Genomic DNA, 14,424 nt, shown 5'->3' with positions numbered 1-14,424 from the left:
GTCGGGGCGCTAGCCGTGCTCCTGACCCGCAGGATCCCGGCTCGCCGGCGCCGTCGCGTGCGCCTTCTTGATCACAGCATTGGCCTCGACCAGCGCGGCCCTGGGCCCGCGTGGATCGGCCCAGATGAAGTCGCCGACCAGCACGAAATCGGCACCGCTGGCGGCGAAATCGTGGGCCTCTTCCAGCGAAGTGGCAAAGCCGACGCAGGGTGGCTCGAACAGCTCCGCCCACCAGTCCAGCCGTTCGGCGATGGCCTGGGATGACGGGCGCTGGCCTTTCTTGTCGGGCTCGCCGAACAGCACATAGTCGGCACCCATCTCGCCCGCGCTCATGGAATCATGGCGCGTCGTGAGCCCGCCGACGCCGGCGATGCGATCGGGCTTGAGCGATTGCGCCGCCTCTTCCAGCGCGGCAAGGCCGGTGAGGTGCGCGCCGTCGGCGCCGCCGCGCGCGACGATTTCAGGATGGCCGTCGATGAGGAGCGCTGCGCCTGCCTTCTGCACCGGCGGCGCCAACGCCTTGATGCGCGAGATCATGGTGCGCTGGTCGGTCTCCTTCAGCCGCAGCAGCACGGCCGCGACATCGGCCGAAGCGAGCAGGCCCGGCAACTCGGCCACGAGTCCCGCAGGGTCATCGACAATTGGCGTCGCGAGGTAGAGACGCGGCGCCGGGCGCGGCGGAGGCGGTTTGTTCGACAAGATCTAGGCTGCCTTCTGTTCCAGGCTGCTTTGCCATTCGCCCTTGGAGGCGAGACCGTTCATGCGCGCGCGATGGCTGAAGGCGCGCTGTCCGGCCGCGACGTTCTCAGGCCTCCCGGACCAGGCCTTCTGCGGCGCGGCCTGGAGCGCGCGACCGTAGGAGAAGGTCAGGCCCCAGGGCAGCAGGCCGAGCTTGTGCATGGCGTTGAGATGCGCAGTCGCCTCCTCGTCGGACTGGCCGCCGGAAAGGAAAGCGATGCCGGGCACCGCTGCGGGCACGCAGGCCTTGAGCAGCCGTATCGTCTTCTCCGCGACCTCTTCGACGGAGGCCTGCTTCGGACACTTCTTGCCTGAGATTGCCATGTTCGGCTTCAGCACCATGCCTTCGAGCGCAACGCGCTGCACGCGCAACTCCTGGAACGTCTTGTTGAGCACGCGTTGCGTCACCTCATAGCACCGGTCGATGTCGTGATCGCCGTCCATTAGCACCTCCGGCTCGACGATCGGGACGATCTGCGCGGCCTGGCAAAGCGCCGCGTAGCGCGCCAGTGCGTGGGCGTTGACGCTGATCGCGGTCATCGAGGGAATGCCGCTGCCGATGTCGATCACCGCGCGCCATTTGGCAAAGCGCGCGCCGCGCTCGTAGTATTTCTTCAGCCGCTCGGCGAGCTTGTCGAGCCCGACGGTCACCAGCTCGCCCGGGCACATCGGCAGGGCTTGCGTGCCCTCGTCGACCTTGATCCCCGGGATGGCGCCGCTCTCCTCGATCAGCTTGACCAGCGGCGTGCCGTCCTTGGCATCCTGCCAGATCGTCTCGTCGTAGAGGATCACGCCGGAGATGTACTGGCTCATGGCGTCCTTGGCGCGAAACAGCATCTCGCGATAGTCGCGGCGGTTCTCTTCCGTCGATTCCACGCCGATGGCGTCAAAGCGCTTCTTGATGGTGCCGGAGGATTCGTCGGCGGCAAGGATGCCCTTGCCTGACACGACCATGGCGGTGGCGATCCTGTTGAGCTCAGTCAGATTCATCGAGAGGTCCTCCCAAAACAAGTCTGCCCTTGCCCGCAAAAATAGACCGTTCTCGGGCAATTGCCGAGTTAACGTTCGTCGCAGGGTAAAGGCGGGGAGGCTGGGTCCCACACCTCTCCATAGGGAGAGGTCGGCATAGGTCGCCTTCGGCGGCCGTCCTCAAGAGACGCCGATGCGCAGCATCGGCTATGGTGCCGGGTGAGGGTTTCGCCCCATGTAGGGACCTGAACCCTCACCCGATTTGCTTGCGCAAATCGATCTCTCCCCAATGGGGAGAGGTGAACCGAGTTCGCGGAGGCAGGGGAAGATAGATCAAGCCACCTTGGGATCCAGCTCGCCCTTGGCGTAGCGCTTGGCCATCTCGGCGGTGGTCAGCACCTTCTTGATCTTGGAGGCCTGGCCGGCGGTATTGAACTCCTGGAGCCGCTGCTTGCACAGCTTGGTCATCGCCTCCATCGCCGGCTTCAGATATTTGCGCGGATCGAACTCTTCCGGATTGTCCTTGAGCACCTTGCGGATCTGGCCGGTCATCGCCATGCGGTTGTCGGTGTCGATGTTGATCTTGCGCACGCCGTTCTTGATGCCGCGCTGGATCTCGGCGGCAGGAACGCCCCAGGTCGGCTTCATCTTGCCGCCATAGGCGTTGATGATGTCCTGGAGTTCCTGAGGCACCGACGAGGAGCCATGCATGACGAGATGCGTGTTCGGCAGCTTGCGGTGGATCTCCTCGATCACGTTCATGGCGAGGATGTCGCCGTCGGGCTTGCGGGTAAACTTGTAAGCACCGTGCGACGTCCCCATCGCGATCGCGAGCGCGTCGACCTTGGTCTCCTGCACGAACTTCACGGCCTCGTCCGGATTGGTCAGGAGCTGGTCGTGGCTGAGCTTGCCTTCGGCGCCGTGGCCGTCTTCCTTGTCGCCCATGCCGGTTTCGAGCGAGCCGAGCACCCCGAGTTCGCCTTCCACCGAGATGCCGCCGAGATGGGCCATGTCGGTCACGGTCTTGGTCACGCCGACATTGTAGCCCCAATCGCCGGGCGTCTTGCCGTCGGCCTTGAGCGAGCCGTCCATCATGACCGAGGTGAAGCCGGCCTGGATCGCGGTCATGCAGGTCGCCGGCTCGTTGCCGTGGTCGAGATGCACGCAGACCGGAATGTGCGGATAGATCTCGGTCACTGCGTCCATCATGTGCTTGAGCATGACGTCGTTGGCGTAGGAGCGGGCGCCGCGCGAGGCCTGGATGATGACCGGCGCGTCGACCTGGTTGGCCGCGTCCATGATCGCCAGCGCCTGCTCCATGTTGTTGATGTTGAAGGCCGGTACGCCGTAATCGTTCTCCGCCGCGTGGTCGAGCAGTTGACGTAACGTGATCCGAGCCATCTGTGTCTTTCTCCCGTTGGGGGCCTGCTAGGCCGCTTGCTTACTTGATGCGCAGAACCTCGACGCCGGGGAGCGGCTTGCCTTCCATCCATTCGAGGAATGCGCCACCGGCGGTCGAGACATAGGTGAAGTCGCCGGCCACATGGGCCTGGTTGAGCGCCGCGACGGTGTCGCCGCCGCCCGCGATCGAGACCAGCTTCTTCGCCTTGGTGCGCTCGGCGGCGTGCTTGGCGGCAGCGACCGTGCCGCGGTCGAACGGCTGCATCTCGAAGGCGCCCAGCGGTCCGTTCCAGACCAGGGTTGCCGCATCGTCGATCGCCGCGTGGACGCGCGCGACCGATTGCGGACCGACATCGAGGATCATGCCGTCGGCGGGGATCGCATCGAGCCCATAGGCATGCGACGGCGCGTTGGCCGCGAAATGATAGGCGACGGTCGCGTCCACGGGGAGGATGATGGCGCAATTGGCGGCGTCCGCCTTCTCCATGATGCGCAGCGCGGTCGGCGCGAGGTCCTTCTCGGCCAGCGACTTGCCGATCGCGACGCCCTGGGTTTGCAGGAAGGTGTTGGCCATGCCGCCGCCGATCACGAGCGCGTCGACCTTGGTCACGAGGTTTTCCAGGAGGTCGATCTTGGTCGAGACTTTGGCGCCGCCGATGATCGCGATGACGGGCTTGGTCGGCGACCCCAGCGCCTTCTCCAGCGCGTCGAGCTCGGCCTGCATGGTGCGGCCGGCATAGGCCGGCAGCTTGTGGCCGAGGCCTTCGGTCGAGGCGTGGGCGCGGTGCGCGGCCGAGAAGGCGTCATTGACCCAGATGTCGCCGAGCTTGGCGAGCTCCGCGACGAAGGCCGGATCGTTCTTTTCCTCTTCCTTATGGAAGCGGGTGTTTTCGAGACAGAGGATGTCGCCGTCCTTCAGAGCCGCCACGGCGGTGGCTGCGGGCTCGCCGATGCAGTCGTCCGCGAAGCCGACCGGCTTCTTCACCACCTTCGACAGTGCCTCGGCGACGGGCTTGAGCGACTCCTTGGCATCGCGCCCCTTCGGCCGGCCGAAATGCGCAAGCAGGATGACCTTGCCGCCCTTGTCGGCGAGTTCGGTGATGGTCGGCGCGACGCGTTCGAGCCGGGTCGCGTCGGTGACGCGCCCGTTCTCCATGGGCACGTTGAGGTCGACGCGCAGCAGCACGCGCTTGCCCTTCACGTCGACGTCGTCGAGGGTGCGGAATTTGTTGGTCATCTGACGCTCTCTTGTCCCGGGCGCTGCGCGGCGCGAAGCGGTGCGCTGCAGAACCGGGACTCACATCACTGCGAGTCCCGCGGTTGGATGGGTCCCGGCTCCGCGGAGCAGCGCTTACGCGCTGCGCCGCGTCCGGGACACGAGACCCTGGTCAGATCACCTTCGCCATCGCGACGGCGGTGTCGGCCATGCGGTTCGAGAAGCCCCACTCGTTGTCGTACCAGGACATCACGCGCACCAGCGTGCCGTTCTGCACCTTGGTCTGGTCCTCGTGGAAGGTCGAGGAGTGAGGGTCGTGGTTGAAGTCGATCGAGACGTTCGGCGCACTGGTGTAGCCGAGGATGCCCTTGAGCTGCTGCTCGCTGGCGCGCTTCATCGCCGCGTTGATCTCCTTGGCGTCGGTTGAGCGCTTGGCGACGATCTTGAGGTCGACGACCGAGACGTTCGGGGTCGGCACGCGGATCGCGACGCCGTCGAGCTTGCCCTTCAGCTCGGGCAGCACGAGACCGATCGCTTTCGCAGCGCCGGTCGAGGTCGGGATCATCGACATCGCAGCGGCGCGGCCGCGGTAGAGATCCTTGTGCAGCGTGTCCAGCGTCGGCTGGTCGCCGGTATAGGCGTGGATCGTGGTCATGAAGCCGGTCTCGATGCCGACGAGATCGTTCAGCACCTTGGCGACCGGCGCGAGGCAGTTCGTCGTGCAGGAGCCGTTGGAGACGACCAGATGATCCTTGGTCAGGGTGTCGTGGTTGACGCCGTAGACGATGGTGGCATCGGCGCCGTCGGCCGGCGCGGAGACCAGCACGCGCTTGGCGCCGGCGGTCAGATGCGCGGAGGCCTTGTCCTTCGAGGTGAAGATGCCGGTGCATTCCAGCGCGATGTCGACGCCGAGATCCTTCCACGGCAGCTTCGCGGGATCGCGCTCGGCGGTCACCTTGATCTTGCCCCCGCCGAGGTTGATCGAGTCACCATCGACGGTGACGGTGCCGGGGAAGCGGCCATGGACGCTGTCGAAACGCAGCAGATGGGCGTTGGTCTCGACCGGGCCGAGATCGTTGATGCCGACGACCTCGATGTCCTTGCGGCCTGACTCCGCGATAGCCCGCAAGACGTTGCGGCCGATGCGGCCAAAACCGTTGATTCCGACGCGGACTGCCATGTTTCGTCTCCTTCAATGACCGTTGTCATCCCGCACAACGCGCTTTGCACGCCTGCGAGGGTTTTTTAGGGGCGGGCGCCCGGTTCGGCCGGGCGGTGCTTGATCATATGGGAGATTACGTAGTCCTTTTTTGGGGCAAGCTCAACTCTCAGGAAATGCGCTTCAGCACAGCGTTAACCGCAGCCTCGGCGGTAATGCCGAAATGCTTGTAAAGCTCCTTGGCGGGACCGCTTTCGCCGAAGGAATGCATGCCGATGAATTCGCCGTCCTGGCCGATCACGGCGTCCCAGCCCCAGCGCACGGCGGCCTCGATCGCGATCTTGACCGGCGCGTTGCCGATGATCGCGGCACGCTTGGCCTCTGGTTGCGCTAACAACAGCTCCAGCGAGGGAACGGAGACAACGCGCGACGCGATGCCGCGTTCCGCGAGCTGCTTCTGGGCCGCGACCGCGATCTCGACTTCGGAGCCGGAGGCGAACAGCGTCGCCTTGGCTTCGTCCTGGGCCGCGACCAGCTCATAGGCGCCGACTGCGCAGGGATTGTCGTTCGGTGCGGTGGTACGCAGCTGCGGCAGGTTCTGCCGCGTCAGCGCCAGCACGGTCGGACCGTCGATGCGGTTGAGCGCGAGCTCCCAGCACTCGGCGACCTCGATGGAGTCGCAGGGACGGAACACGCGCATGTTGGGAATGGCGCGAAGCGCGGCGAGATGCTCGACCGGCTGATGCGTCGGCCCGTCTTCGCCGAGGCCGATGGAATCGTGCGTCATCACGTAGACGACGCCCGCGCCCATCAGCGCGGCGAGGCGCATCGCGGGACGTGCGTAGTCGGTGAACACCAGGAAGGTCGCGCCGTTCGGCGCGAAGCCGCCGTGCAGGAAGATGCCGTTCATCGCGGCGCACATGCCGTGCTCGCGGATGCCGTAATGGATGAAGCGCCCCTTCGGCGTCTTCGCCGAGAAGGCGGTCGCCGACTTCGCCTTGTTGTTGTTGGAGCCGGTGAGATCGGCCGAGCCGGCCAAAAATTCCATCGGCATCGCCGCCGCGATCGCCTCGATCGCCGCCTCCGAGGATTTGCGCGTCGCCGCAACAAGCGGCTTCTCCAGCAGCTCCTTCTTGTGCGCCTTCAGCGCCTTGGCCAGCGACGCCGGACGCTCATGGCGCAGGCGGCGTTCGAACTCGGCGCGCTTGCGGCTGCCGAGCTCATTGATCCGCGCTTCCCATTCCTGGCGTGCCGCGGCGCCGCGGCTGCCGGCCGCGCGCCACGCCTTCAGCACGTCGTCGGGTACCGAGAACGGCTCGAGCGAGATGCCGAGATTTTCCTTTGCGGCCTTGAGCTCGTCTGCGCCGAGCGCCTCGCCATGCACCTTCGAGGTGCCGGCCTTGTGCGGCGCGCCGAAGCCGATGGTGGTGCGGCAGGCGATCAGCGTCGGCTTGTTCGATTTCTTCGCGCGGGTGATGGCGTCGGTGATCGCCGCCTGGTCATGGCCGTCGATCTTCTCGGCGGCCCAGCCCGCCGACTTGAAGCGCTTCACCTGGTCGACGGAATCGGAGATCGAGGTCGGGCCGTCGATCGAGATGCCGTTGTCGTCGTAGAGCACGATCAGCTTGTTGAGCTTCCAGTGCCCGGCCATTGCGATCGCTTCCTGCGACACGCCTTCCATCAGGTCGCCGTCGGAGGCAAGCACATAGGTGTGGTGGTCGACGATCTTCTTGCCGAACTCGGCCGCGAGCATCTTCTCGGCGAGGGCCATGCCGACTGCGGTCGAGATGCCCTGGCCGAGCGGGCCGGTGGTGGTCTCGATCCCCTTGGTGCGGAAATTCTCGGGGTGCCCGGGCGTGAGCGAGTCGATCTGGCGGAACTGCTTGATCTGGTCCAGCGTCATCTCGGCATTGCCGGTCAGGTACAGCAGCGAATAGAGCAGCATCGAGCCATGGCCGGCCGACAGCACGAAGCGGTCACGATCCGGCCAGGCGGGCGCGGCGGCGTCGAATTTCAGGAACTGCGTGAACAGCACCGTGGCGATGTCGGCGGCGCCCATCGGCAGGCCGGGATGGCCCGATTTCGCCTTCTCGACAGCGTCCATCGAAAGGCCGCGGATCGCGTTGGCCATACGGGTGTGATCGACCTGCGTCATGTCTGAAATCCGTCTGAAATGAGGCGCTTGGCGATGGTTGCCCGCGCGGGGAGAAGCCTGGCGGCCACTGGAGGTTTGCGCTGGGATAGCACCTCGGTTCCGGGAGTCCAAGGCGGTCAAACGCCGGTTTGGCCGTAAAAGTTGCCTGTCGAGAGCAGTTTTCCGCCGGGATCGTGCCGGAAGGAATCGATCGATCGCAACCGCGTGCCGATTGATCGGTGCATAGTTTTGCGGCGGCGTTGCGCTGGGCTAGCTTGCTTTGTAAATTTCTGCTTCTAACCGCTTGCCGAACCGAGTCTTTTGCCGGACGGCAAGCCCCAGGAAAAGGCCACTGGGCAAAGGCCGCCAGGTTCCGCCGCTGACTGCATGAACGATCGCGTGTCCAATAGCTCTGCCATGACGGAATCATCCGCCGTCGAGATCGAGATTGCGACGCGCAGGCTCACGGCGGCGCTCGACGCGCTCGAAAGCGCGGTCGAGCGGCGACGCGATGCCGATCGCGACGAGAACGAGCTCGCGGCGCGGATACAGGCGCTCGGCGCGGATCGCTCGCGACTTGCCGACGAACTCGACGGCGCGCTGGTGAAGGCGCGCAAGCTCGAGCGCACCAATCGCGAGATTTCCGACCGGCTGGATTCCGCAATCGTCACGATACGCTCGGTGCTCGATACCGGAGAGGACGGATGAGCCACATCAACGTCACCATCAACGGCCGGCAATATCGCATGGCCTGCGAGGAGGGCCAGGAGGTGCGGCTGCTCAAGCTCGCCGAGAGCCTGGAGACACGCATACAGTCGCTGCGCGGAAAATTCGGCGAGATCGGCGATGCACGCCTCACCGTGATGGCGGCGCTCACCGTGTGCGATGAATTGATCGACACCAGCAACCGTGTCCGCACCCTCGAGCAGGAGCTGACCGAGCTCAGGGACTTCCGCAACGCCGCGGTCGAACGCGCCAGGATGACGCAGACCGCCGTGGTGAACGCGCTCAACGCCGCCGCCGAACGCATCGAGAAGTCGACCCAGGTGCTGAACCGCACCGTCGGAGGCGGCATTGCCATCGGGTGAGGCTCGATAGCGCCACACGCCCGGTGCGCTCCCTCCCCCGCGAGCGGGGGAGGGTTGGGGAGAGGGTGTCTCCACGATCGAGAACTCCCAAGAGGTGAGAGCCCTCTCCCCAGCCCTCCGCAGGCGGGAGAAGGAGTTCACCTCCGCCGCGGCTCGTTGGTCGCTTCACTCCGCCGAAGCCTAGCATTCTCGCCGCACTGGCACTTCCTCACTATCGTTGTTACATTGCCCGGGCGAGGCTGCGACGTGCGTCAGGAGCCATATATCCCCGGGGCCTTATCGATCCTTTAGGGAACTGTCCCTGGCCGGGCCCGTGGGCCCGGACATATGGTGCCCACCTACTTTCGTAGGGAACTCCGGGATCGAGTGCTTCAACGGCGTTCGCGGCTTCGTACTGTTTTCTTCGTGTCTGTCGAATTGCGTCCCCGACACGCTTGCGGTTCATTTGAGACTCGGTGTCATGCCCCGGTTTGACCGGGGCATCCAATACGCCGCGGCGTCGAGGTTCTAGCACTCGTCTCTGGAATACTGGATCACCCATTCGCGGGTAATGACAGTGGAGCAAGGCTCTGCCTTCGGGGGACCAACGCGCATGACCAACTCCAAAGCCGAGCTCCGTTCCAAGGCCCTCGCGAGGCGCGATGCGCTGAGCGACAAGAAGCGCGCGAGCGCCGCCGCCAGACTCGCCGAGCGCGGGCTGCCGTTCGAGCTGCTGCCCGGCAGCATCGTCTCCGGCTATTCGCCGATCCGCAGCGAGATCGATCCGATGCCGCTCTTGAAGAAGCTCGCGGAGCAGGGCGCGAAGCTGGCGCTGCCTTGCGTCACCGCGCGCGGCCAATCGCTGATCTTCCGCATCTTCCATCCGAACGACCGCCTGATGCTCGGCCCGCTCGGCATTCCCGAGCCGTCACCTGCAGCTGCCGAAGTCATTCCCGACATCATGCTGACACCGCTCGCTGCCTTCGACCGTCTCGGCCATCGCATCGGCTATGGCGCCGGGCATTACGATTTCACCTTCGCGCATTTGCGCAAAGCCAAGCACATCATCGGCATCGGGCTTGCCTTTGCGGCGCAGGAGATCGAGGCGGTTCCGGCACTATCGCACGACGTCGCGCTGGATTATGTGCTAACGGAATCGGACGTGTTCGATTTCCGGAGTTCTGAAGTTGCGCATTCTCTTCGTGGGTGATGTCGTCGGCCGCAGCGGGCGCGAGGCCGTCGCCGAATATCTGCCCGGCATGGTCAAGGACTGGTCGCTCGATCTCGTCGTGGTCAACGGCGAGAATTCCGCCGGCGGCTTCGGCATCACGGAAGCGATCTACCAGGAATTTCTCGAGGCCGGCGCCGATGCGGTGACGCTCGGCAATCACTCCTGGGACCAGCGCGAGGCGCTGGTGTTCATCGAGCGCGCCGACCGCATGGTGCGGCCGGCGAATTATCCGCGCGGCACGCCGGGCCGCGGTGCCGCTTTGGTCGAGACCAAGAACGGCAAGCATGCCCTCGTCGTCAACGCTTTGGGCCGCGTCTTCATGACCCCGTTCGACGATCCTTTTGCCGCATTGGAGCGCGAGCTCGGTGCCTGCCCGCTCGGCGTTGCCGCCGACGCCATCGTCGTCGATTTTCATTGCGAGGCGTCCAGCGAGAAGCAGGGCATCGGCTTCTTCTGCGACGGCCGCGCCAGCCTTGTCGTCGGCACCCACACCCACGTGCCGACCGCCGACCACCAGATCCTCGCAGGCGGCACCGCGTACATGACCGATGCCGGCATGACCGGCGATTACGATTCCATCATCGGCATGCAGAAGGAAGAACCGCTGCGCCGGTTCACCACGGGGATTCCGTCGGGCCGCTTCGAGCCTGCTGCGGGCGCGGCAACGCTCAGCGGCGTTGCGGTGGAGACGGATGACGCAACGGGGCTTGCGCTGAAGATTGCGCCGGTGCGCGTGGGTGGAAGGCTGGAGCCGACGACGCCGAAGTTCTGGTTGAGCTGAGTAGAGCGGCATCCGCACTGCCACCCTCCCCTGGAGGGGGAGGGTCGATCGCGCGAATCGCGAGCGGGGTGGGGTGATCCCTCCACTCGGGCATTGTTCGATGCGGAGAGACCGTCACCCCACCCCGTCTCACATCTTCGCTGCGCTCAATGTGAGCCGACCCACGGGCGAGCTACGCTCGTCCCGGACCCCTCCAGGGGAGGGTAAGAGAAACTTTACTCCGCCGTCTGCTCCCTCAGCTCCGCCACGTCCTTCGCCGTCAGCTTCGAGCCCTTGGTCCCGAACCGTGCGGTGACATAGTTCGCGACCGCCGCGATCTCGTCGTCAGTGTAGGCCTTGCCGAACGCAGGCATCGACAGCGCGCCGTCGGGCGTATGCCGCTTGGTGCCCGAGATCACGATCTGCGCGACATTGGTGGCGGCGGGGTCGTTGACGGCCCAGGTGCCGGTCAGCGTCGCCATCGGCGAGACCGGGCTCTCGCCGCTCCAGCCGTGGCAGCTGGCGCAGGCGCTGGCGAACACCTGCTTGCCACGGGCATCCGCCGTGACGCCGTCGCGGTGCGAGGCCGGTGCGACGGGCGCCGTGGTGGCCGGCAGATCGGGCGAAGCCTGTGGCGGCACGCTACGCAGATAGGCGACGATGGCGCGGATGTCTTCGGGGGCGAAATGGCTGAGGCTGTTGTCGACCGCTTCACCCATCGGACCCGAGGCCGAGCCATGACCCGGCGCATGGCCGAGCGACAGGTACGAGATCAGGTCCTGGTCGCTCCAATTGCCGACGCCGGTGGTCTTGTCGGAGGAGATGTTGAAAGCGCGCCAGCCCGCCGTGATGGCGCCGGCGAACTTCCTGCGGTTGTCCAGCGCGAAGCCGAGATTGCGCGGGGTGTGGCACTCGCCGCAATGCGCGAGGGCCTCGGCGAGATACGCACCACGATTCCACTCAGGGCTTTTCGAGGTGTCTGGCGCAAAGCGCGTGTCCGGATTGAACACCGCCGACCAGACGATCATCGCCCAGCGCTGGTTGAACGGGAACGACAGCGTGTTGTCCGGTGCCTTCGCGCGCACCGACGGCAGGCTGAACAGATAGGCCTTCACCGCCAGCACGTCCTCGTCCGTCATGAAAGTGTAGGACGTGTACGGCATCGCCGGATAGAGCCGGGCGCCGTCTCGGCGCTTGCCGTGCTGGACCGCGTTCAAAAAGTCCTGGTCGCTGTAATTGCCGATGCCGGTGTCCTTGTCCGGCGTGATGTTGGTGGAATAGAGCGTGCCGAACGGCAGCTTGAAGGCGAGCCCGCCGGAATATTCCTTCTCGCCCGGCTTGGTGTGGCAGACCATGCAGTCGGCGGCCTTGGCGAGATATTCGCCGCGCTCGACGATGCCGGCTTTCTCCAGCTTCGCCGGCACGCCGGTCGGCTTGCCCGCGCGGTAGTCCGCCAGCGCCACTTTCGTGCCGCCCGCGAAGTCGAGCGGGCCGGCCCCGCGGATGATGAAGACGCCGAGCGCCACCGCGACAATGGCGATCACGACGATACTTGCGAGGATACGCATCTTGCCGCTCATGCTTTCTTCCCCGCAGCCAGCAGTTTCCGATCGATCGGCAGGCGCCGCAGCGCCACGCCGGTTGCGGCGTAGATCGCGTTGCGCAGCGCAGGCGGTCCGGCATTGACGCCGGCTTCGCCGATGCCGCCGGGCGCCTCGCCGCTCTTGACGACGATGACCTCGATCTTCGGCGTCTCGTTGATGCGCATCATGCGGTAGTCGTGGAAGTTCGACTGCTGCACGCGGCCCCTGTCGATGGTGATCTCGCCATAGAGTGCGGCGGTGAGCCCGAAGATCAGGCCGCCCTCGATCTGCGCCTTCACGGTGTCGGGGTTGACGGCGATGCCGGTGTCGACCACCGAGGTGATGCGGCGAAGCACGATCTCACCGATGTCGTCGATCTCGGCCTCCACCACCGTCGCGATGAAGCTCGCGAATGACGGCTGCACGCAGACGCCGCGGCCGACGCGCGGCGGCAGCTTTTGACCCCAGCCGGATTTCTCCGCGACCTGGTCGAGCACCGCGAGCATCCGCGGATTCTTCGTCAGCATGGACTTTCGGAACGCGATCGGGTCCTTGCCCGCCTTGCGCGCGAGCTCGTCCATCGCGCATTCGACCGCGAACACGTTGTTGTTCGGGCCGACGCCGCGCCAGAAACCCGTCGGCACTGCCGGCGGCTCGGCGCGGACATATTCGACATGGAAGTTGGCGAAGTCGTAGGGAGCATCCACCGCGGCGTCGACCGCGTCGATGTCGATGCCCTTCTGGAACGCCGGCGGCAGCCAGCGCGCCAGCACTGCGGAGCCGGCAACCTTGTACTTCCAGCCTGCGACCTTGCCGTCGACCAGCGACGCCGTGATCTGGTCGCGATAGACCGGGCGGTAGACGTCGTGCTGGATGTCCTCCTCGCGGGTCCACACCACCTTCACGGGATAGTCGACCTGTTTTGCAATTTTCACCGCCGCGACGACCATGTCGGGCTCGAGCTTGCGTCCGAACCCGCCGCCGAGCAGGTGCTGGTTGACGATCACCTTGTCGACGGGAAGACCGGCGGCCTTTGCGGCCTCCGACTGCACGCGGGTCATGATCTGCGTACCGGTCCAGATCTCGCAGGCGTCAGGCCTGACATGGACGGTCGCGTTGATAGGTTCCATCGAGGCGTGCGCCAGGAACGGCAGCTCATAGGCGGCCTCGAACTTGTCGCCGCTGGCGAGCGCCTTGGCGATATCGCCCTCGGATTTTGCGACCGCACCATCCTTCTGGCTGGCCTTGCGCAGATCGTCCCAGATGTCCTTGGTGGAGATCTCAGCGTTCGGTCCCTCGTTCCATTCGATCTTGAGCGCTTCGAGACCCTTCTTCGCTGCCCACATGTGATCGCCGATCACCGCGACCGCATCGTCGAGCACGACGACCTTGCGCACGCCGGCGACCTTCACCGCGGCGCTGTCGTCGACCTTGCCGACCTTGCCGCCGAACACAGGGCAATTGGCGATCGCGGCGATCTTCATGCCCGGCAGGATCGCGTCGATGCCGTAGAGCGCCTTGCCGTTGACCTTGTCCGGCGTATCGAGGCGCTTCAGCGGCTGACCGATGAGGACGAAATCCCGGGGGTCCTTGACCGCGACGTCCTTCGGCGGCGTCTGGCCCTGCGCGGCAAGCGCCAGTTCGCCATAGCCGAGCTTGCGCCCGCTCGCGGCATGCACGACCTCGCCCTTCGACGCGGTGCAGCTCGATGGCTCGACGGCCCACTGGCTGGCCGCAGCCTGCACCAGCATCGCGCGCGCCGTCGCTCCGGCCTTGCGCAGTGGCAGCCACCAGGCGCGGATCGAGTTGGAATTGCCGGTGACCTGAAGACCGAAAGTCGGATTGCCATAGAGCTTGTCGTTGGGCGGGGCGTGCTGCACCTCGACCTTGCTCCAGTCAGCATCGAGTTCCTCGGCGATCACGGCCGAGATCGAGGTGTAGGTGCCCTGGCCCATCTCGACCTGCGGCATCATCAGCATGGTGCGGCCGGTCTGGTCGATGCGGATGAAGGCGTTGGGTGCGAACTTGCCGTCGGTCACATCGCGCTGCGGCGGCTCGTTTTGAGCGGCGCGCAGCGGCAGATGGAAGGCGAGCAGGAAGCCGGTGGCGAGACCGCCGGTCAGCAACGCGCGGCGGGAGACGCTGTGATGTGCATTCATGGCGAAC

At 65.6% G+C, this 14,424-nt stretch carries 12 protein-coding genes and 1 other RNA gene; 5 read left to right on the top strand and 8 right to left on the bottom strand.

The window, feature by feature from the left end; all coding sequences use genetic code 11:
* Positions 1–9: 9 nt before the first annotated feature.
* From EHH60_RS09340 to tkt, 6 genes are all read right to left on the bottom strand, one after another.
* On the bottom strand, positions 10–699 hold the full coding sequence (locus EHH60_RS09340) for a thiamine phosphate synthase (protein WP_124159180.1): 690 nt from the start codon (positions 697–699) through the stop codon (positions 10–12).
* 3 nt (positions 700–702) lie between these two features.
* On the bottom strand, positions 703–1,728 hold the full coding sequence (locus tag EHH60_RS09335; protein ID WP_124159179.1) for a class I fructose-bisphosphate aldolase: 1,026 nt from the start codon (positions 1,726–1,728) through the stop codon (positions 703–705).
* 312 nt (positions 1,729–2,040) lie between these two features.
* Positions 2,041–3,108, bottom strand: coding sequence for a class II fructose-bisphosphate aldolase (fba, locus tag EHH60_RS09330; protein WP_124159178.1), 1,068 nt, complete (start codon positions 3,106–3,108; stop codon positions 2,041–2,043).
* 40 nt (positions 3,109–3,148) lie between these two features.
* Entirely contained in the window at positions 3,149–4,345 is a 1,197-nt protein-coding gene (locus EHH60_RS09325) for a phosphoglycerate kinase (protein WP_124159177.1), read from the bottom strand.
* A 151-nt stretch (positions 4,346–4,496) separates the two neighbouring features.
* On the bottom strand, positions 4,497–5,504 hold the full coding sequence (gene gap, locus EHH60_RS09320; protein WP_124159176.1) for a type I glyceraldehyde-3-phosphate dehydrogenase: 1,008 nt from the start codon (positions 5,502–5,504) through the stop codon (positions 4,497–4,499).
* 148 nt (positions 5,505–5,652) lie between these two features.
* Positions 5,653–7,638, bottom strand: coding sequence for a transketolase (tkt, locus tag EHH60_RS09315; protein WP_124159175.1), 1,986 nt, complete (start codon positions 7,636–7,638; stop codon positions 5,653–5,655).
* 366 nt (positions 7,639–8,004) lie between these two features.
* Here tkt and EHH60_RS09310 point away from each other — a divergent pair, with 366 nt between their 5' ends.
* The 5 genes from EHH60_RS09310 (at position 8,005) to EHH60_RS09285 (ending at position 10,696) form a co-directional block, all read left to right on the top strand.
* Positions 8,005–8,325, top strand: coding sequence for a DUF4164 domain-containing protein (locus tag EHH60_RS09310; protein ID WP_014439722.1), 321 nt, complete (start codon positions 8,005–8,007; stop codon positions 8,323–8,325).
* Positions 8,322–8,705: a cell division protein ZapA gene (locus EHH60_RS09305; protein WP_124159174.1), complete on the top strand. Its 384-nt coding sequence runs from the start codon at positions 8,322–8,324 to the stop codon at positions 8,703–8,705. Before EHH60_RS09310 ends, EHH60_RS09305 begins: the two co-directional genes overlap by 4 nt.
* A gap of 233 nt (positions 8,706–8,938) precedes the next feature.
* Positions 8,939–9,099, top strand: a non-coding RNA gene (ssrS, locus tag EHH60_RS09295) — 6S RNA.
* Between the two features lie 198 nt (positions 9,100–9,297).
* On the top strand, positions 9,298–9,894 hold the full coding sequence (locus EHH60_RS09290) for a 5-formyltetrahydrofolate cyclo-ligase (protein ID WP_124159173.1): 597 nt from the start codon (positions 9,298–9,300) through the stop codon (positions 9,892–9,894).
* Positions 9,872–10,696: a TIGR00282 family metallophosphoesterase gene (locus EHH60_RS09285; RefSeq protein WP_199751373.1), complete on the top strand. Its 825-nt coding sequence runs from the start codon at positions 9,872–9,874 to the stop codon at positions 10,694–10,696. The genes EHH60_RS09290 and EHH60_RS09285 overlap by 23 nt, the downstream gene beginning before the upstream one ends.
* Positions 10,697–10,911: 215 nt before the next feature.
* Here EHH60_RS09285 and EHH60_RS09280 read toward each other — a convergent pair whose 3' ends face one another.
* Positions 10,912–12,255: a c-type cytochrome gene (locus EHH60_RS09280; protein ID WP_124159172.1), complete on the bottom strand. Its 1,344-nt coding sequence runs from the start codon at positions 12,253–12,255 to the stop codon at positions 10,912–10,914.
* Positions 12,252–14,417, bottom strand: coding sequence for a xanthine dehydrogenase family protein molybdopterin-binding subunit (locus EHH60_RS09275; RefSeq protein ID WP_199751372.1), 2,166 nt, complete (start codon positions 14,415–14,417; stop codon positions 12,252–12,254). Before EHH60_RS09275 ends, EHH60_RS09280 begins: the two co-directional genes overlap by 4 nt.
* Positions 14,418–14,424 lie beyond the last annotated feature (7 nt).

The organism is Bradyrhizobium sp. RP6 (assembly GCF_003837805.1).
GTDB lineage: Bacteria > Pseudomonadota > Alphaproteobacteria > Rhizobiales > Xanthobacteraceae > Bradyrhizobium.
The sequence above is the reverse complement of the archived record's forward strand: the minus strand, read 5'-3'. Positions and strand labels throughout refer to the sequence as shown.

Excerpts from the sequence above, each read along its gene's own strand:
- EHH60_RS09310 (WP_014439722.1), top strand. The coding sequence starts at position 8,005 with ATGAACGATCGCGTGTCCAATAGCTCTGCCATGACGGAATCATCCGCC.
- gap (WP_124159176.1), bottom strand. The coding sequence starts at position 5,504 with ATGGCAGTCCGCGTCGGAATCAACGGTTTTGGCCGCATCGGCCGCAAC.
- fba (WP_124159178.1), bottom strand. The coding sequence starts at position 3,108 with ATGGCTCGGATCACGTTACGTCAACTGCTCGACCACGCGGCGGAGAAC.
- tkt (WP_124159175.1), bottom strand. The coding sequence starts at position 7,638 with ATGACGCAGGTCGATCACACCCGTATGGCCAACGCGATCCGCGGCCTT.
- EHH60_RS09335 (WP_124159179.1), bottom strand. The coding sequence starts at position 1,728 with ATGAATCTGACTGAGCTCAACAGGATCGCCACCGCCATGGTCGTGTCA.
- EHH60_RS09305 (WP_124159174.1), top strand. The coding sequence starts at position 8,322 with ATGAGCCACATCAACGTCACCATCAACGGCCGGCAATATCGCATGGCC.
- EHH60_RS09280 (WP_124159172.1), bottom strand. The coding sequence starts at position 12,255 with ATGAGCGGCAAGATGCGTATCCTCGCAAGTATCGTCGTGATCGCCATT.
- EHH60_RS09290 (WP_124159173.1), top strand. The coding sequence starts at position 9,298 with ATGACCAACTCCAAAGCCGAGCTCCGTTCCAAGGCCCTCGCGAGGCGC.
- EHH60_RS09325 (WP_124159177.1), bottom strand. The coding sequence starts at position 4,345 with ATGACCAACAAATTCCGCACCCTCGACGACGTCGACGTGAAGGGCAAG.
- EHH60_RS09275 (WP_199751372.1), bottom strand. The coding sequence starts at position 14,417 with ATGAATGCACATCACAGCGTCTCCCGCCGCGCGTTGCTGACCGGCGGT.